General features: G+C 66.8%; 16 protein-coding genes. 9 read left to right on the top strand and 7 right to left on the bottom strand.

Annotated features, from left to right (window positions below):
* Window positions 1-59: 59 nt before the first annotated feature.
* From BN3385_RS20925 to BN3385_RS20910, 4 genes are read left to right on the top strand one after another with little or no spacing between them, the layout of a single operon-like run.
* A complete protein-coding gene (locus BN3385_RS20925) occupies window positions 60-1,097 on the top strand; it encodes a branched-chain amino acid ABC transporter permease (RefSeq protein ID WP_059019629.1) in 1,038 nt (345 codons plus the stop codon).
* A complete protein-coding gene (locus BN3385_RS20920) occupies window positions 1,094-2,296 on the top strand; it encodes a branched-chain amino acid ABC transporter permease (RefSeq protein ID WP_059019627.1) in 1,203 nt (400 codons plus the stop codon). Before BN3385_RS20925 ends, BN3385_RS20920 begins: the two co-directional genes overlap by 4 nt.
* Complete coding sequence (locus BN3385_RS20915) at window positions 2,293-3,129, top strand: ABC transporter ATP-binding protein (RefSeq protein ID WP_059019625.1); 837 nt, start codon at window positions 2,293-2,295, stop codon at window positions 3,127-3,129. Before BN3385_RS20920 ends, BN3385_RS20915 begins: the two co-directional genes overlap by 4 nt.
* Complete coding sequence (locus BN3385_RS20910; protein ID WP_059019624.1) at window positions 3,116-3,856, top strand: ABC transporter ATP-binding protein; 741 nt, start codon at window positions 3,116-3,118, stop codon at window positions 3,854-3,856. The genes BN3385_RS20915 and BN3385_RS20910 overlap by 14 nt, the downstream gene beginning before the upstream one ends.
* Here BN3385_RS20910 and BN3385_RS20905 read toward each other — a convergent pair.
* Genes BN3385_RS20905 through BN3385_RS20890 form a run of 4 tightly spaced genes read right to left on the bottom strand, consistent with a single transcriptional unit; the run spans window position 3,853 to window position 6,292 of the window.
* The gene (locus tag BN3385_RS20905) at window positions 3,853-4,395 is read right to left on the bottom strand and encodes a nuclear transport factor 2 family protein (protein ID WP_059019622.1); all 543 of its coding nucleotides are present in this window, start codon (window positions 4,393-4,395) and stop codon (window positions 3,853-3,855) included. The genes BN3385_RS20910 and BN3385_RS20905 overlap by 4 nt on opposite strands.
* 10 nt (window positions 4,396-4,405) lie before the next feature.
* On the bottom strand, window positions 4,406-4,633 hold the full coding sequence (locus tag BN3385_RS20900; RefSeq protein WP_059019620.1) for a DUF167 domain-containing protein: 228 nt from the start codon (window positions 4,631-4,633) through the stop codon (window positions 4,406-4,408).
* 10 nt (window positions 4,634-4,643) lie between these two features.
* Window positions 4,644-5,843, bottom strand: coding sequence for a lipid-transfer protein (locus BN3385_RS20895; protein WP_059019619.1), 1,200 nt, complete (start codon window positions 5,841-5,843; stop codon window positions 4,644-4,646).
* Window positions 5,840-6,292, bottom strand: coding sequence for a Zn-ribbon domain-containing OB-fold protein (locus tag BN3385_RS20890; protein WP_059022254.1), 453 nt, complete (start codon window positions 6,290-6,292; stop codon window positions 5,840-5,842). The genes BN3385_RS20895 and BN3385_RS20890 overlap by 4 nt, the downstream gene beginning before the upstream one ends.
* Before the next feature lie 149 nt (window positions 6,293-6,441).
* Between BN3385_RS20890 and BN3385_RS20885 the strand changes: the two genes are divergently transcribed.
* Complete coding sequence (locus tag BN3385_RS20885; RefSeq protein WP_059019618.1) at window positions 6,442-6,819, top strand: hypothetical protein; 378 nt, start codon at window positions 6,442-6,444, stop codon at window positions 6,817-6,819.
* 9 nt (window positions 6,820-6,828) lie between these two features.
* Here the strand turns inward: BN3385_RS20885 and BN3385_RS20880 are convergent, their stop codons facing one another.
* Window positions 6,829-7,941, bottom strand: a complete 1,113-nt coding sequence (locus tag BN3385_RS20880) for a beta-keto acid cleavage family enzyme (protein WP_059019616.1) — start codon at window positions 7,939-7,941, stop codon at window positions 6,829-6,831.
* Complete coding sequence (locus tag BN3385_RS27820) at window positions 7,942-8,577, bottom strand: carboxymuconolactone decarboxylase family protein (protein ID WP_082690575.1); 636 nt, start codon at window positions 8,575-8,577, stop codon at window positions 7,942-7,944. It lies immediately after the preceding gene.
* A 174-nt stretch (window positions 8,578-8,751) separates the two neighbouring features.
* Here BN3385_RS27820 and BN3385_RS20870 point away from each other — a divergent pair, with 174 nt between their 5' ends.
* Together BN3385_RS20870 and polA are read left to right on the top strand one after the other, a co-directional pair.
* A complete protein-coding gene (locus BN3385_RS20870) occupies window positions 8,752-9,759 on the top strand; it encodes an AraC family transcriptional regulator (RefSeq protein ID WP_059019614.1) in 1,008 nt (335 codons plus the stop codon).
* A gap of 41 nt (window positions 9,760-9,800) precedes the next feature.
* Window positions 9,801-12,464, top strand: a complete 2,664-nt coding sequence (gene polA, locus BN3385_RS20865; protein ID WP_197415322.1) for a DNA polymerase I — start codon at window positions 9,801-9,803, stop codon at window positions 12,462-12,464.
* A 3-nt stretch (window positions 12,465-12,467) separates the two neighbouring features.
* Here polA and BN3385_RS20860 read toward each other — a convergent pair whose 3' ends face one another.
* Complete coding sequence (locus BN3385_RS20860) at window positions 12,468-13,406, bottom strand: TauD/TfdA dioxygenase family protein (protein WP_059022251.1); 939 nt, start codon at window positions 13,404-13,406, stop codon at window positions 12,468-12,470.
* A 95-nt stretch (window positions 13,407-13,501) separates the two neighbouring features.
* On the opposite strand from BN3385_RS20860, the gene cobN reads away from it, so the two are divergent.
* A complete protein-coding gene (gene cobN / locus BN3385_RS20855) occupies window positions 13,502-17,104 on the top strand; it encodes a cobaltochelatase subunit CobN (protein WP_059019610.1) in 3,603 nt (1,200 codons plus the stop codon).
* A 54-nt stretch (window positions 17,105-17,158) separates the two neighbouring features.
* The gene (locus tag BN3385_RS20850; RefSeq protein ID WP_059019608.1) at window positions 17,159-17,539 is read left to right on the top strand and encodes a PPOX class F420-dependent oxidoreductase; all 381 of its coding nucleotides are present in this window, start codon (window positions 17,159-17,161) and stop codon (window positions 17,537-17,539) included.
* Window positions 17,540-17,570: the final 31 nt, after the last annotated feature.

Here is a 17,570-nt window from a genome sequence, read left to right as displayed (position 1 = left end):
CGTCCGGGACCACTTGGCTCGGGCGCGTTCTCGTTGAGTAGCAAGGAGTCGGCCCCAGGATGATCCACGAGTGCCTCGGTCAGTACGCCTGTCTCGCCGGCGACATCGGTTTCAACATCGAGAACCTGCGAAACGGCTTCTGGCAGTTGACTATCGACGGGTTGTCCTGGGGTGCGATCTATGCCCTGGTGGCCGTCGGCTACACCCTGGTCTTCGGCGTGCTGCGGTTGATCAACTTCGCGCATTCCGAGATCTTCATGCTCGGCATGTTCGGCGCCTACTTCTGCCTGGACATTATCCTGGGGTTCACCCCCAGCGGGAACGCCTACAACAAGGGCGTGCTGCTGACGGTGTTGTATCTGGGCATCGCGATGTTGTTCGCGATGCTGGTATCCGGTTCTGCGGCAGTCGGTTTGGAGGCGGTGGCCTACCGGCCGCTGCGGCGACGCAATGCCCGGCCGTTGACCTTCCTGATCACCGCCATCGGTATGTCGTTCGTGCTGCAGGAGTTCGTGCACTTCGTGCTGCCCAAGATCATCAAGGGCTACGGCGGCAGCAACGCCCAGCAGCCGATTACCCTGGTGCAGCCCAAGACCCAGTTCCACATCTTCGGCGCCTCGGTCAGCAACGTCACCCTGGTGATCGTCGCCGCCGCCCTGGTGCTGGCGCTGCTGACCGACATGGCGATCAACCGGACCAAGTTCGGCCGCGGTATCCGGGCGGTGGCCCAGGACCCGACCACCGCGACGCTGATGGGTGTCTCCCGGGAACGCATCATCATGACCACGTTCCTCATCGGTGGCATGCTCGCCGGCGCCGCCGCGCTGCTCTACACACTGAAGGTGCCCCAGGGCATCATCTACTCCGGCGGCTTCCTGCTCGGTATCAAGGCGTTCTCGGCAGCCGTCCTCGGCGGTATCGGCAACCTGCGCGGCGCCCTTCTCGGTGGCCTGATCCTGGGCATCATGGAGAACTACGGGCAGGCGGTGTTCGGCACCCAGTGGCGTGACGTCGTCGCGTTCGTGCTCCTGGTTCTGGTGCTGTTGGTGCGGCCCACCGGGATACTCGGGGAGAGCCTCGGAAAGGCGAGGGCATGACGCATCGCAACGATTCCCAGACGGCAGGCGGCTGGAGCAAGCGGCTGCTGGCCCCCGGCGATGGCCTGCGCGATTGGTGGGCCGGGCTCAGCCGGGTGCAGAAGTGGGGCTTCGGCGTCATCGGTTTCGGTCTGCTCGCGTTGATGCCGCTGTTTCCGCCCCCGTTCCTGGATACCCCGGGCATCAGCTTTGGCGGCACTATGGCGCAGTTCGCGATGGTGGCCATCATCGCGATCGGTCTCAATGTAGTGGTCGGCCAGGCCGGCCTGCTCGACCTCGGTTACGTCGGGTTCTATGCCGTCGGCGCCTATACCGTCGCGCTGCTCACCAGTCCGGACTCACCCTGGAATCGGCTGGGTTCGGGCTGGCTGTTCAGCGACAAGTGGGCCTGGCTGACCTGTGTGCCGATCGCGATGGCCGCCACCGCACTGGCCGGGCTGATCCTGGGTATCCCCACGCTGCGGCTGCGCGGTGACTACCTGGCCATCGTCACCCTCGGGTTCGGCGAGATCATCCGGCTGCTGGCCGACAACCTCTCCGGGGTCACCAACGGTTCGCGCGGCCTGAACCAGATCGCCTACCCGCACGTCGTGGAGACCGCGAGATACCCCGACGGCGTGTTCTCCAGCGGCAACTCCACGGGCAACGCCAACTACGGCACGTGGTGGTTCTGGCTGGGCCTGATCCTGATGATCGTCATCCTGCTGTTGGTCGGCAACCTCGAACGCAGCCGGGTCGGCCGCGCCTGGGTGGCCATCCGCGAGGACGAGGACGCCGCAGAAGTAATGGGCGTCAACACCTTCCGGTTCAAGCTGTGGGCGTTCGTGATCGGCGCGGCGATCGGCGGCCTGTCCGGGGCGCTGTACGCCGGGCAGGTGCAGTACGTCGCGCCGCCGACGTTCAACATCATCAACTCGATGCTCTTCCTCTGTGCCGTGGTGCTCGGCGGGCAGGGCAACAAGCTCGGCGTCGTCTTCGGGGCGTTCATCATCGTGTACCTGCCCAACCGGCTACTCGGCGTGGAGTTCCTGGGCATCAACCTCGGCGACCTGAAGTACCTGTTCTTCGGTCTGGCGCTGGTGGTGTTGATGATCTTCCGCCCGCAGGGCCTGTTCCCGGTGCGCCAGCAGCTGCTGGCCTACGGCAAGTCGGCGCGAAAGCTGTTGGGCGCCGCCGACGACACCAAGGCGGCGGCATGAGCGAGCCGGTGATCGACGAAGGCATGGCGGCCCTGCACCGCGACGTCAACGCCGCGGAGGGCGAAACGCTGCTGGAAACACAGGATCTCACCGTCAAGTTCGGTGGCCTGACCGCGCTGGACTCGGTCAGCTTCTCGATCAAGCGCGGCGAAATCCTCGGCCTGATCGGACCCAACGGCGCCGGCAAGACCACCTGCTTCAACGCGATCACCGGGGTGTACCGGCCCAGCTCGGGGTCGGTGACCTTCGACGGCGAACCGCTGGGCCGGATCAAGCGCCACCAGATCACCCGCCGCGGCATCGCCCGCACCTTCCAGAACATCCGGTTGTGGGGTGAGATGACGGCGCTGGAGAACGTCATCGTCGGCACCGACGCCCGGCACAAGACGTCGGTGCCCGGCGCCCTGATCCGCAGCCCACGGCACCGCGCCGAGGAGCGCACTGCCATCGAAAAGGCCGCGGCCCTTCTGCAATTCGTCGGTATCGCACACCGTGGCGAGGAGAAGGCCAAGAACCTGCCCTACGGCGATCAGCGTCGCTTGGAGATCGCCCGGGCACTGGCCACCGAGCCCAAGCTGCTGTGCCTGGACGAGCCCGCAGCGGGTTTCAACCCCAGCGAGAAGGCCGCTCTGATCGACCTCATCCGCGCCATCCGCGACGACGGCTACACCGTGCTGCTGATCGAGCACGACATGCGACTGGTCATGGGAGTGACCGATCGCATCGTGGTGCTCGAATTCGGCCGCAAGATCGCTGACGGCCTGCCCGCCGAGATCCGCGAGGACCCGGCTGTCATCGCCGCCTACCTGGGAGTCCCCGATGACCAGCTCTGACGACCGCCCCATCCTGCTGGAGGTGCGCGACGTCGTCGTGCACTACGGCAGAATTGAAGCGCTGCACGGTGTTTCGCTCGAAGTCCGCCAGGGGGAGTTGGTCACCCTGCTCGGATCCAATGGTGCTGGCAAGACCACCATGATGCGCGCCATCTCCGGTCTGCGACCGCTGTCGGCGGGTTCGGTGTGGTTTGAAGGCAAGGAAATCTCGAAGGTCAAGGCACACGAACGCGCCATCGACGGTCTGGTCCAGGCCCCGGAGGGTCGTGGTGTCTTCCCGGGGATGTCGGTGCTGGAGAACCTCGAAATGGGCTGTTACGGGCGTAAGTTCGCCAGCAAGGCCGAGCACGATGAACGCCTGGACTGGGTCCTGGAGACCTTCCCGCGCCTGGCCGAGCGCCGCACCCAGGTCGGCGGTACGCTCTCCGGCGGCGAGCAGCAGATGCTGGCGATCGGCCGGGCGCTGATGGCCCGGCCGCGGGTGCTGCTCCTCGACGAACCGTCCATGGGCCTAGCCCCGATGATCATCTCGCAGATCTTCAAGATCATCTCCGAGATCAATGCCGCGGGCACCACGGTGCTGCTGGTCGAGCAGAACGCCCAACAGGCGCTGAGCCGCTCGGATCGCGCCTACATTTTGGAGACCGGCACGGTCACCCGCAGCGGTCCGGCGCGAGAGTTGTTGGCCGACGACAGTATTCGTGCGGCGTATCTGGGTGTGGCCTAGCCCCGCCAGGCCTCGCCCATCAGCTCGTTGGCCGGCAGAGCTGGGTCCTCGAACTTGCGGGCCTGCGCGGACCCGGTGACCGGCAGACCTTCGGCGTTGAGCAGACCCACCTGGACCAGAACCGAGGCCTGATCCCAGTAGATGCGTTCGCAGGCGATCTTGTCGCCGTCGAACTGCACGACGACCACCATCGGCACCTCCACGGGGCGGTGGGTGGGGGCGACGCCGGGCAGCATCCAGTCCATCTCCACGTCATGGGTGAAGGCGAAGACGAATTCGTCGATCACCCGCTGGTTTCCGACGGTCCTCGACAGCAGTCGTAATGTGGTGTCGGCGGGCATCTTCGGGATGAAGTGCTTGCCGTAGAACTCGATCATCTCCGCGCTGCCGCGCCCGCCGGTCATGACCGGCACGTGGTTGACGTAGTTGTCCGGTGTCATCGTGGCGACGGTGGCTTCGGCGTCCCGGGTTTCGAACTCGAGCTCGGTGTGACGTTCCCAGAGCCGTTCCAGCTCGGCATCCGATGCGGCGTCGCTCATCGGTTTCTCCTCAGTCGATCGTGAAGCGCTTGACCCGCGAGGTGGCACCTGAGACTAGCCGGACATGGCTGCGTGGCACGCCGAGATGCTCAGCGAGCAGACGTGCGGCGGCTTCGGTGGCCTTGCCCTCGATCGCGCGCTCCCGCACGAAGATCGTCAGCGCACCGTCGGGGCCGGTGTCGACCAGCGGGCCCTTGCTGCTGCCGGGCTTGACGGTGACGACGACGGTTTCGGCCACCGGGGTGAGGTTACCGGGCTACGACGACCGAGGAGCCGTGGCCGAACAGGCCCTGGTTGGCGGTGACGCCGACGCTGGCGCCTTCGACCTGGCGGCCGGTGGCCTGACCCTTGAGCTGCCAGGTGAGTTCGCAGACCTGCGCGATCGCCTGGGCCGGGATGGCCTCGCCGAAGCAGGCCAGACCGCCGGACGGGTTGACCGGGATCCGCCCGCCGATGCTGGTGGCCCCGCTGCGCAGCAGCTGCTCTGCCTCACCCTTGGCGCACAGTCCCAGGTGCTCGTACCAGTCGAGTTCCAAGGCGGTGGACAGGTCGTAGACCTCGGCCACCGACAGGTCCTCGGGTCCGATGCCGGCCTCGGCGTAGGCGGCATCCAGAATCTGGTCCTTGAAGACGCGCTCCGGGCCGGGCACCGCGGCGGTGGAATCGGTGGCGATATCAGGCAATTCGGGCAGATGCTGCGGGTACTGCGGGCTCTGCAGGCTGACGGCCCGCACCGAGGGCACCCCCTTGAGCGACCCGAGGTGCTTCTCGGCGAACGACTTGCTCGCCACGATCAGCGCGGCGGCGCCGTCGGAGGTGGCGCAGATGTCTAGCAGGCGCAGGGGATCGGAGACCACCGGGCTGGCCAGCACGTCCTCGACGCTGGCTTCCTTGCGGTAGCGGGCGTTCGGGTTGTTCAGGCCGTGGCGGGCGTTCTTGACCTTGACCTGCGCGAAGTCCTCCAGAGTGGCGCCGTAGAGGTCCATCCTCCGGCGGGCCAGCAGCGCGAAGTACACGGTGTTGGTGGCGCCGATCAGGTGAAAGCGCTGCCAGTCCGGGTCATTGCGGCGTTCACCACCCACGGGGGCGAAGAAGCCCTTGGGGGTGGTGTCGGCACCGATCACCAGCGCGACGTCGCACAGGCCGGCCAGAATCTGGGCGCGGGCGCTCTGCAGCGCTTGGGAGCCGCTGGCGCAGGCGGCGTAGCTCGATGTGATCGGGATGCCGTTCCAGCCCATCTTCTGGGCGAAGGTGGCGCCGGCGACGAAGCCGGGGTAGCCGTTGCGAATGGTGTCCGCACCGGCGACCAATTGGATTTGGCGCCAGTCCAATCCGGCTTCGGCCAGGGCGGCACGGGCGGCCACCACGCCGTACTCGGTGAAGTCACGGCCCCACTTGCCCCAGGGGTGCATACCTGCACCGAGGATGTACACCGGATCCGGGCTCATTTCGCAATCCTCCAGGCGTAGGTGACCCGCTCGATACCCTCATCGTCGGTGTAGAGCGGCATGGTGGTCAGCTCCACCTCCATACCGACTTCCAGGTCGGCGGCCAGCGTGCCCTCGACCACCTTGCCCAACACGATCAGACCCTCGTCGGCCAACTGCACCGCGGCGACTGCAAACGGCTCGAACGGATCCGGGGACGGATACGGCGGCGGCGGGGCGTAGCGGTTCTCGGTGTAGCTCCACACCGTGCCGCGCCGGGACAGGGCCACGGGTTCGAGTACGTCGCTGTCACAGGCCGGGTTGGGACAGTTGTTGGCCCGCGGCGGGAAGACGTAGGTGCCGCACTGGGGGCACTTGGCGCCGACGAGATGGGGAACACCGGCATCGTCGTGATCCCACCAACCGTCGATGGCCGGTAGTTGCGTGGGGGCGTCTGGAGAAGCTGGCACGTCGTCATCGTAAGTGATCCGCGGCAGTGAACTGAAACGTGTTCCAGTTGGCGGGAGGTTGGGATCGGTAGCGATCTGCTCCGCGTGCACTGGTCCGCGAGTAGCGTCCCGGACATCCCGTCTGGCGCACAGAGGATCGGAGACCAGTCATGGGGATTTTCAAGAAGGCGAAAGAGGCGGCTGCTGCCGCTGCGCAGGCCATGAATCAGCCGCAGGGAGACGGGATGGTGCACGTTCGCGGCGCCGGCCTGGTCGACCCGGCGGTGCTCGGCGGCCCGTCCACCCGATCGGTGTCCGAGACCGACCCGATCTGGGAACCCATCAACGGCATCTCGCTGCAGGACTACGCCGACCTGGCCCGCACCGCCCAGAGCCGCGGCGTCACCGACGAGGCGGGCATGATCGCCCTGGGACAGGAGCGCGGCTGGGATCCGGCCGACGTCAAGGCCGCCCTCGACGGCTGGGTGCAGCGGATGGGGCAGTCGATGGCCGTCGGACAGCAGTTCCGCAAGTTCCTCGGCTACTGAGAGGCCGACCTACAGCAGGTGCCGAGGATCCGACGGCGTCTCCAGCGGTGTCTGGATCCGACCGTCGGTGTTGTAGGTGAGGAACCCGCGTTGACCTTCGTCCCGGTTGGGCGGCAGACCGAGGTTGTACAACGTCTCGTCGGGGGTGTCGTACCACTCGCCGAGCTTGAGGATCGTGCGAGTCTCGGCGGCGGTGGCGATGGGACGACCCAACTCGTTGGCGATGTTGACCATTTTGCGGATCATCTCCACGCTGGTTAGTCGTTGGCCCTTGACCGGCCCCCACAGGTTGTCCTCGATACCGGCGCGCACATGCTGTCCGAGGGCAATGCAGACGGCAGACAGCGGCCAGACCAGTCGCCACACTGACTGGTAGGTGAATGAGGATCCCTGCGGTGCCCGCCGGATCAGTTCCATCAGGTCAAATGGGTTGGAGCCGGTGACGCCGCCGCCGACCATGCTGTAAAAGCCGTTGACGGGCCCCATGTACAGGCCCTGGCGGATCAGACGTTCGACGATCTCCAGGGAGTGGACGTGGGCGAGCGCAAAGTACGGCTGAATCTTGTTGTTGCGCAGCCGCTTCAGGTGTTCGATGTAGAACTCCGGTGTGGCGTCGGCGACCATCTGGGAGAACTGCCACAAAACGTGCGGGTCGGCGGCGTGGGTCCCGGCCACATCGTCGATGGTTGCCAGCGAGGTGATGTCGTACTGTGTCGACCCGATCGCGACGGTCACCTGATCGGGTTTCGGATCGATCTCGGCCAGCATGTGCCGGGTGTCGTAGCTCTGCCATTTGGCGACGTCGTCGCCCTCCGGGGAGAACGAGATTGACCCGCCGATCTGGAGAACCATGTCCGGGACCGCCTCCCGCAATCGCGCGATCTGGGCCCCGTATTCCTCGAAATTCTTGGAGATCTTGCCGGTCTTGGGATCTCGCACGTGCACGTGCAGGATGCGCGCGCCCGCCTCATAGCAGTCCACCGCTTTCTGGACCTGTTCGTCCCAGGTGACGGGGATCTCGCCGGGAAAGTCCGACGGTATCCACACCGGCCCGTATGGGGCAGCGGTGATCACGAGTGGCGGCTGGTTTTCCGGCAAGAGTGACCGGTCGGTGAAATACATTCAGATCTCCTCGGTGCTGAGTTTTTCTTTTCGAGACAGTTCGTCGTCGAGGATCGGGATGGCTACGTTGCACGACTGCATGCCCTGGCTGACGCACAGTTGCAACACCGCAGCAATCTCAGCCGTACTGGCACCAAGATCGAGTGCGGTACGGATATGGCGGCGGATGCCTGGGGCATACAGGTGGTTGACGCTGGCGTCCAGCGCGATACTGAGCAGCTCGATTTCCTTGGGGGAGAACAGGTCCGTGCTGTAGATGTCGATGCCGACGGCCATGAAGAGTTCGGTCCACTCGGCGTCCAACTCCAGAAACGGGTCCCACGCGGCATTCCACTGGCCGTTGTTGTGCATCGCATCGCACCACGGAGTCGGTACCTGTTCGGCCTGGTTGTGCGCAGGGCCCGCTTCGGCCAGCAGTTCTGGAGCCGCGACCGACAGCGCGTGTACTGACACCACACTTGCGCACTTGGTGACGAACACGATGTCATCGCGGGTCGCGCCGGCGTCGAGGGCGGCGCGGATATGCCGACGGGTGGCCTCTGGGTCCAGCGTGGTGGGTGCGGCATTGAGTGCCACGCAGATCAGCTCGGCGAAGCGAGTCCCGAGCACCGCGGCCGACCAGGGGTGAACGCTCATCGCCCAACTGCGTTGGGCCCACGTGGGATCCCAACGCCGAAGAATGGATAGTGCGGGACCCCAGAGACCTGAGTCCTCGCCATGATCTGCTCGGGGGGAGAGCATGCGTCGATTCTGCGGGGGGCCACCGAACCCCGCTTGACAATTCGCGACACCTAGCTGAGATTGCCGGGTGTGCCTGTCATCCGGGCTTCTTGCCTTCTCCAGTTCGACGAACTTGTCACCGAACTCGGTGGTGACTCTGAGGCGATCCTGGCCGCCGTGGGCCTGTCGCCCCGGGACGCCGGTCGGTTCGATCGCTTCATCCCGCTGCTGGGGGCGGTCGAGGCGGTTGATCTCGCCGCTGATGTGACCGGCGTGCCCGACTTCGGGCGTCGCCTCGCTGCCCGACGGGGAATCGAGACGATCGGTGCGGTGGGTCTTGCGGCCCGCTCGGTAGGCACCCTCGGTGAGGCCCTCGGCATCTTCGTGAGGTACATCAGCGCGCATAGTCCCGGTTTGCGGGTGCAACTGACACCAACGGATGACGGGTTGTCGTCGTTCGTGGGTTTTGCGATCGTTCTGGACCCGCCACCTCGCCAGCGCCAGGCAGTCGAGGTCCTCTTGGGGGCGGCACTGCAGATCATGCGTGCCCTTGTCGGTGACGATTACGCACCCCGGTCAGTTCATCTGCCGCACACCGCCTTGACCAGCCCGACGAGCTATGTCCGAGACTTCGGCTGTAGTGCCCGTTTTGCCCAACCCGAAGCCGGATTCACGCTGTCGCAAAACGATTTTCGACGCCGTCTCTTCCCGCCAGGGTCGGGTTTTCACGATGCAGACGAGATTCTTGCCGCTCTAGTGCCGGGCCCTGATCCTTCGCTGCCGGAATCCGTCACAAGCCTGGTTCGCGCACTGTTGGTGAGCGGAACGCTGAGCATCGACACCGTCGCTGGGCATCTGCACCTGCACCCCAGGGCGCTGCAGCGACGGTTGGCGGCCGAGGGCACCACGTATGCGGCACTGGTCGACAAGGTGCGCCGGCACGACGCCGAGCGCTACCTGCGCGACACCGATATCGATATCGAACATCTCTCCGAGAAACTCGGATACTCCGAGCAGAGTGTGCTGACCCGGTCCTGTCATCGGTGGTTCGGCTGCGCTCCCACCGCCTACCGGCGTCAGTGGCGGGGCCTAGAGTGAAGTCCGTGACGGCGAGCGCGACGGACCAGAAGCACACCCTCATGCTGTTGGACGGCAATTCGCTGGCCTACCGGGCGTTCTACGCGCTTCCCGCCGAGAACTTCAAGACCAAGAACGGGCTGACCACCAACGCGGTGTACGGATTCACCGCCATGCTGATCAACCTGCTGCGCGATGAGCAGCCCAGCCACATCGCCGCCGCCTTCGACGTGTCCCGCCAGACCTTCCGAGTGGACAAGTACCCGGAGTACAAGGCCGGTCGATCGGCCACCCCGGACGAGTTCCGCGGCCAGATCGACATCACCAAGGAAGTGCTGGCCGCGCTCGGGATCACGGTGCTGGCCGAACCGGGCTTCGAGGCCGATGACATCATCGCCACGCTGGCCACCCAGGCCGAGCAGGAGGGCTACCGCGTCCTGGTGGTCACCGGCGACCGTGATTCGCTGCAACTGGTCAGCCCGGACGTCACGGTGCTCTACCCGCGCAAGGGGGTCAGCGACCTGACGCGCTTCACCCCGGAGGCGGTGGTGGAAAAGTACGGGCTGACCCCGGCCCAGTACCCTGACTTCGCGGCGCTGCGCGGCGACCCGAGCGACAACCTGCCCGGCATCCCGGGGGTGGGGGAGAAGACCGCCGCGAAGTGGATCGTCGAATACGGCTCGCTGCAGGGCCTGGTCGACAACGTCGACACCGTGCGGGGCAAAGTGGGCGATGCCTTGCGCGACAACCTGTCCACCGTGGTGCTCAACCGGGAACTGACCGATCTGGTCAAGGACGTGCCGTTGCCGCAGACGCCGGACACGTTGCGCCTGCTGCCGTGGGACCGCGACCAGATCCACCGCCTGTTCGACGACCTGGAATTCCGGGTGCTGCGCGATCGGCTGTTCGACACGCTGGCCGCCGTGGAGCCCGAGGTGGACGAGGGCTTCGACGTGCGCGGCGGGGCGCTGGCCCCGGGATCGGTCGCGGCCTGGCTGGCCGAGCACGCCAGTGACGGACGCCGTAGCGGTTTGGCCGTGGTCGGTACGCACGGCGTGTACGACGGTGACGCCACGGCGCTGGCCATCGCCGCCGCAGACGGGGACGGTGCCTACATCGACACCACCACGCTGACACCCGAGGACGAATCCGCGCTCGGCACCTGGCTGGCCGACACCCACAAGCCGAAGGCCTTGCACGAAGCCAAGATCGGGATCCACGATCTGGCCGGCCGGGGGTGGACGCTCGACGGGGTTACCTCCGACACCGCGCTGGCGGCCTACCTGGTCCGGCCCGGTCAGCGCAGCTTCGCCCTCGATGACCTGTCCCTGCGCTACCTGCGGCGCGAATTGCGTGCGGACAACGCTGAGCAGCAACAGCTTTCGCTGCTCGACGATACCGACGGCGTTGACGATCAGGCGGTGCAGACCCTCATCCTGCGGGCTCGTGCTGTCGCCGACCTGGCCGACGCGCTCGACGAGGAACTCACCCGCATCGACTCCGCCTCGCTGCTCGGCGAGATGGAACTGCCCGTGCAGACCGTCCTGGCCGGGATGGAAAGTGCCGGTATCGCCGTCGACCTGGACACCCTCGACACCCTGCAGCGGGAGTTCGGCGACCAGATCCGCGAGGCCGCCGACGCCGCGTACGCGGTGATCGGCAAGCAGATCAACCTCGGCTCGCCCAAACAGCTGCAGGTGGTGTTGTTCGATGAGCTGGGCATGCCGAAGACCAAACGCACCAAGACCGGTTACACCACCGACGCCGATGCGCTGCAGTCGCTGTTCGACAAGACCGGCCATCCGTTCCTGGAACACCTTCTGGCCCATCGTGATTCGACGCGACTGAAGGTCACTGTCGACGGGCTGCTGAAGTCGGTGGCCGCCGACGGGCGTATCCACACCACGTTCAACCAGACCATCGCGGCCACCGGCCGGCTGTCCTCGACCGAACCCAACCTGCAGAACATCCCGATCCGCACCGACGCCGGCCGCCGCATTCGCGACGCCTTCATCGTCGGAGCGGGCTACAGCGAGCTGATGACGGCCGACTACAGCCAGATCGAGATGCGCATCATGGCGCACCTGTCCAAAGACGAGGGCCTCATCGAGGCGTTCCGCACCGGGGAGGACCTGCATTCCTTCGTGGCCTCCCGCGCGTTCGAGGTGCCCATCGACGAGGTCACCCCGGAGCTGCGCAGGCGGGTCAAGGCGATGTCCTACGGCCTGGCCTACGGGCTGAGTGCCTACGGTCTGTCGGCCCAGCTGAAGATCTCCACCGAAGAGGCGAAAGTCCAGATGGACCAGTACTTCGCCCGCTTCGGCGGCATCCGCGACTACCTGCGCGACATCGTCGACCAGGCCCGTAAAGACGGCTACACCTCGACCGTGCTGGGCCGCCGTCGCTACCTGCCCGAGCTGGACAGCAGCAACCGTCAGGTGCGCGAGGCCGCCGAGCGGGCCGCCCTCAACGCGCCGATCCAGGGCAGCGCCGCCGACATCATCAAGGTGGCCATGATCAACGTCGCCCAGGCCATCAAGGACGCCGGCCTCAAGACCCGCATGCTGTTGCAGGTCCACGACGAACTCCTGCTGGAAGTCGCCGACGGCGAACGTGAGACCGTCGAGGCGCTAGTGCGCGACAAGATGGGCGGCGCCTACCCGCTGGACGTGCCCTTGGAAGTGTCGGTCGGTTACGGCCGCAGCTGGGATGCCGCGGCGCACTAGCCGCTAGGCCGGAACCGCCTGCGCGGCAACCGTGTCCGCGGCGACGATGCCGGAGTAGTGTGCGGCATCCCCGGCGATCGACTGGCTGGACTGGCCGTGCACGTCGACGGGGATGTCGCCGGCCAGGGTGACCCGCTCGAGATAGCGGGCCTGGCCGTCATAGTCGGCCACCCCGTAATGCTGGGTGGCGCGGTTGTCCCACACCGCCAGATCGCCTTCGGCCCAGTCCCAGCGCACCGTGTTCTCCAGCCGGGTGATCCGGCTCTGCAGTAGGGCGAACAGCGTGGCCGACTCGGCGCTGCCCAGGCCGATCAGACTCCGGACGAAGTGGCCGAGCAGCAATACCCGCTTGCCGGTCTCAGGGTGGACCCGCACCACCGGATGGTTTGTCTCGTAGTAATCCGATTCGAACTCATTGCGGTACGCGCGGACCTCCTCGGTGACTTCGGTGTCCGGCTCGGCGCGGTCGGCGGCATAGTCGTAGAGATTGCTGTGCGTGGCCCACAGCTGTTCGGCCAGCGCCCGCAGCGGCGGCGGCAGTTGTTCGTAGGCAGCCTCGGTGGACGCCCACACCGTGCTGCCGCCGTAACTGGGCAGCGTCACCGCCCGCAGCAGCGAGGCCTTGGGAATGCGGTCGACGAATGTCACGTCGGAATGCCACGAGTTGGCCGCGCCGAACCGCGAGTCGATCGGCAGCAGGGTCTCGCCGCGCGAGGTCACCGTCGGGTGGGCGATGGTCGGCACCCCGAGCAGTCGCGCGAACGCCACCTGCCCCTCGCCGTCGAGATGATGCTGGCCGCGGAAGAAGATCACTTTGTGTTCCAGCAGCACGTCGTTGATGGCGCGGACGGTTGCGGAATCCAGATCGCCGCCGAGGCGGACACCGGAGATCACCGCGCCGATGTTGGCGCCGAGCTTGGAAACGTCGAGGGAAGCAGGCATGACGCCATCCTGGGCGGCGCGACGCTGGCCGTACACCATTGTGCTAGCCACGATCCGAATGGGCTCTACCTGCGGTCGTACGGTACGAATGGAGGGTGCCTCCCACCGTCTTGCTGCTGTCGACGTCCGACACCGACCTGATCACCGCGCGGGCCAGCGGGGCGGGCTACCGGTGGGCCAACCCGTCGCGGCTGGCAGAGGGAGAACTCGCTGACCTGCTGGCCGGGGCCGACGCGGTGGTGGTGCGCATCCTCGGCGGCTACCGGGCCTGGCAGGAGGGCATCGATACCGTGGTCGCCGCCGGGGTGCCGGTGGTGGTGGTCAGTGGTGAACAGGCGCCCGACGCCGACTTGATGGAACGCTCGACGGTGCCCGCCGGCATCGCCATGCAGACCCACATCTATCTGGCCCAGGGCGGGGTGGAGAACCTGCGCCAGTTGCATGCCTTCCTGTCCGACACGCTGTTGATGACCGGCTACGGGTTCAGTCCGCCGGCGCCGACGCCGTCGTGGGGTCTGCTGGACCCGCCCTGTGAGGGATGCGAGGGCTGCGGGGTGCAGCGCGACGGCGATCCACGACCGGTGATCGCGGTGCTGTTCTACCGGGCCCAGCAGTTGGCGGGCAACGTTGCCTACATCCGGGCGATGTGTACGGCGATCAGGCAGGCGGGTGGCCGACCGCTGCCGGTGTACTGCACCTCGCTGCGCAACCCGGAACCCGAACTGCTGGACCTGCTGCGGACCGCCGACACCCTGGTGGTGACTGTGCTCGCCGCGGGCGGGGTGCGCCCGGCGACCGCCACGGCGGGTAACGACGACGGCAGCTGGGACGTCACCCATCTTGCCGCCCTGGATGTTCCGATCCTGCAGGGCCTGTGCCTGACGAGCTCACGGTCCACCTGGTCCGCCAACGATGACGGGTTGACCCCGCTGGATGTGGCCACTCAGGTCGCGGTACCCGAATTCGACGGCCGCATCATCACGGTGCCGTTCTCGTTCAAGGAGATCGACTCCGACGGACTGATCTCCTATGTGCCCGATCCCGAACGGTGCGCCCGGGTGGCCGGCCTGGCGGTCAAGTACGCCACCTTGCGCACGGTGCCGGCATCGGAGAAGCGGTTGGGTCTGGTGTTCTCGGCCTATCCGACCAAGCACGCCCGCATCGGCAACGCCGTCGGGCTGGACACCCCGGCCAGCGCGGTGGCGTTGTTGACGGCGTTGCGGGACAACGGCTATCGGATCGGCGAGGTGCCCGGTGTGGAGGCCGGCGACGGGGACGCGCTGATGCACGCGCTCATCGAACGCGGCGGCCAGGATCCGGATTGGCTCACCGACGCCAAGTTGGCGGGCAACCCCGTCCGGGTGCCCGCCGCCCGGTATCGCGAGTGGTTCGCCACGCTGCCCGGCGAGTTGGCCGAGGCGATGGTGGAGCACTGGGGGCCACCGCCCGGCGAGCTGTTCGTCGACCGCAGCCGCGACCCCGACGGCGAGATCGTCGTCGCGGCAATCCAATCCGACAACATCGTGATCCTGGTGCAGCCGCCCCGCGGGTTCGGGGAGAACCCGGTGGCCATCTACCACGACCCGGACCTGCCGCCGAGCCACCACTACCTGGCGGCCTACTTCTGGCTGCGCCACGAATTCGGGGCGCACGCCCTGGTTCATCTGGGCAAGCACGGCAACTTGGAGTGGCTGCCCGGCAAGACCGTCGGCATGTCCGCGCAGTGCGGTACCGATGCCGCGCTCGGCGACCTGCCGCTGATCTACCCGTTCCTGGTCAACGATCCCGGTGAGGGCACCCAGGCCAAGCGCCGGGCGCATGCGACGCTGGTCGACCACCTGATCCCGCCGATGGCCCGCGCCGAAACCTACGGTGACATCTCGCGGCTTGAGCAGCTGCTCGACGAGCACGCCAACATCGCCGCACTGGACCCCGGCAAGCTACCGGCCATCCGCCAGCAGATCTGGACGCTGATGCGGGCGGCGAAGATGGACCACGACCTGGGCCTGGACGACCGTCCAGCCGACGACAGCTTCGACGACATGTTGCTGCACGTCGACGGCTGGCTGTGCGAGATCAAGGACGTCCAGATCCGCGACGGCCTGCACATCCTGGGTGTAGCGCCACAGGGTGAGGGTGAACTGGACCTGGTGCTGGCGATCCTGCGAGCCCGTCAGCTCTTCGGCGGGGAACAGCACCTGCCCGGGCTTCGCGAGGCGCTCGGCCTGGCCGAGGACGGTAGCGACGAACGGACCGTGGTCGACGCCGCCGAGGAGCGGGCCCGCCACCTGCTGGCCGACCTGCAGGACAGCGGCTGGGATCCCGAGCGGGTCGACCACATCACCGACGACCCCCAGGTGGCCCGCATCCTGCGGTTCGCCGCCACCGAGGTGGTGCCCCGGCTGGCCGGTACCTCGGCTGAGATCGACCAGGTGCTGCGGGCGCTGGAGGGCCGATTCATCGCCGCCGGCCCCTCGGGCTCCCCGTTGCGGGGCCTGGTCAACGTGCTGCCCACCGGGCGCAACTTCTACTCGGTGGACCCCAAGGCGGTGCCGTCACGGCTGGCCTACGAGACCGGGGTGGCGATGGCGGATTCGCTGCTGGCCCGCTACCGCGCCGACTACGGCGACTGGCCGCGCTCGGTGGGCCTGTCGGTGTGGGGTACCTCGGCGATGCGAACGTCCGGCGACGACGTGGCCGAAGTCCTTGCGCTGCTGGGTGTTCGGCCGGTGTGGGACGACGCCTCCCGGCGGGTGGTGGACCTGGAGGCCATCGGACTCGAGGAACTGGGCCGGCCGCGTATCGATGTCACGGTGCGCATCTCCGGCTTTTTCCGGGACGCCTTCCCACACGTGGTGACGATGCTCGACGACGCGGTGCGCATGGTCGCGGCTCTCGACGAACCCGCCGACCAGAACTTCGTGCGCGCCCACGCCCAGGTCGACCTCGTCGAGCACGGCGATGAACGACGAGCCACCACAAGGATTTTCGGGTCCAAGCCGGGTACCTACGGGGCAGGCCTGCTACAGCTCATCGACAGCCGCAACTGGCGCGACGACGCCGATCTGGCCGAGGTGTACACCGCCTGGGGAGGATTTGCGTACGGGCGCGAACTCGACGGCCGGCCGGCCGCCGACGACATGTCCATCCAGTACCGCCGAATCGTGGTGGCCGCCAAGAACACCGACACCCGCGAGCACGACATCGCCGACTCCGACGACTATTTCCAGTACCACGGCGGCATGATCGCCACCGTGCGCGCGCTCACCGGGAAGGCGCCGGCGGCCTACATCGGCGACAACACCCGGCCCGATGCCGTGCGCACCCGGACCCTGTCGGAGGAGACCACCCGGGTGTTCCGTGCCCGCGTGGTCAATCCGCGGTGGATGTCGGCGATGCGCAAGCACGGCTACAAGGGCGCTTTCGAGATGGCCGCCACGGTGGACTACCTGTTCGGCTACGACGCCACCGCCGGGGTGATGGCCGACTGGATGTACGAACAGCTCACCGAGAAGTATGTCCTGGACCCCGAGAACCGCAAGTTCCTGGGCGAATCCAACCCCTGGGCGCTGCACGGGATGTCGGAGCGACTGCTGGAGGCGGTCGGCCGCGGCATGTGGGCCGAACCCGACCCGCAAACCCTGCAGGGACTGCGTCAGGTGCTGCTGGAAACCGAGGGCGATCTTGAAGCACGCTGATTCGCTCGGACCGGCGGGCAGGAGCGTAGCGACCCGGGGAACTACATTAGGGAGATGGCTACCACTTTCGCCGACGTGATCAAGTCGCAGTACGTCTCGCTGACGACCTTCACCAAGGACGGCCGGCCCAAGCCGACGCCGATCTGGCTCGCTCCTGATGGTGATCGCGCCCTGGTCATCACCGGCCGCGACTCGTGGAAGGTCAAGCGAATCCGCAACACCTCCCGGGTGACGCTGGCGCCGTGTGACCGCCGGGGCAAGGTCACCGGGGAGACCGTCGAAGCCGTCGCCACCGTGCTCGACGACAATCACCTCGAGACCGTCTACAGCGCCATCGGAAACCGCTACGGACTGCTGGGCAAGGTCTTCAACTTCTTCAGCAAGCTGCGGGGTGGAGCGCACCGCAACGTCGGCCTGGAACTGCGCGCAGCCTGAAACTCACAGGGTCTTATCAGGCCCGGTCGGA

The sequence above is a fragment of the Mycobacterium sp. M26 genome, assembly GCF_001494595.1.
In the GTDB taxonomy this organism is placed as follows: domain Bacteria; phylum Actinomycetota; class Actinomycetes; order Mycobacteriales; family Mycobacteriaceae; genus Mycobacterium.
Note: the sequence above shows the minus strand (reverse complement) of the source record. Positions and strands in the feature narration are given on the sequence as shown.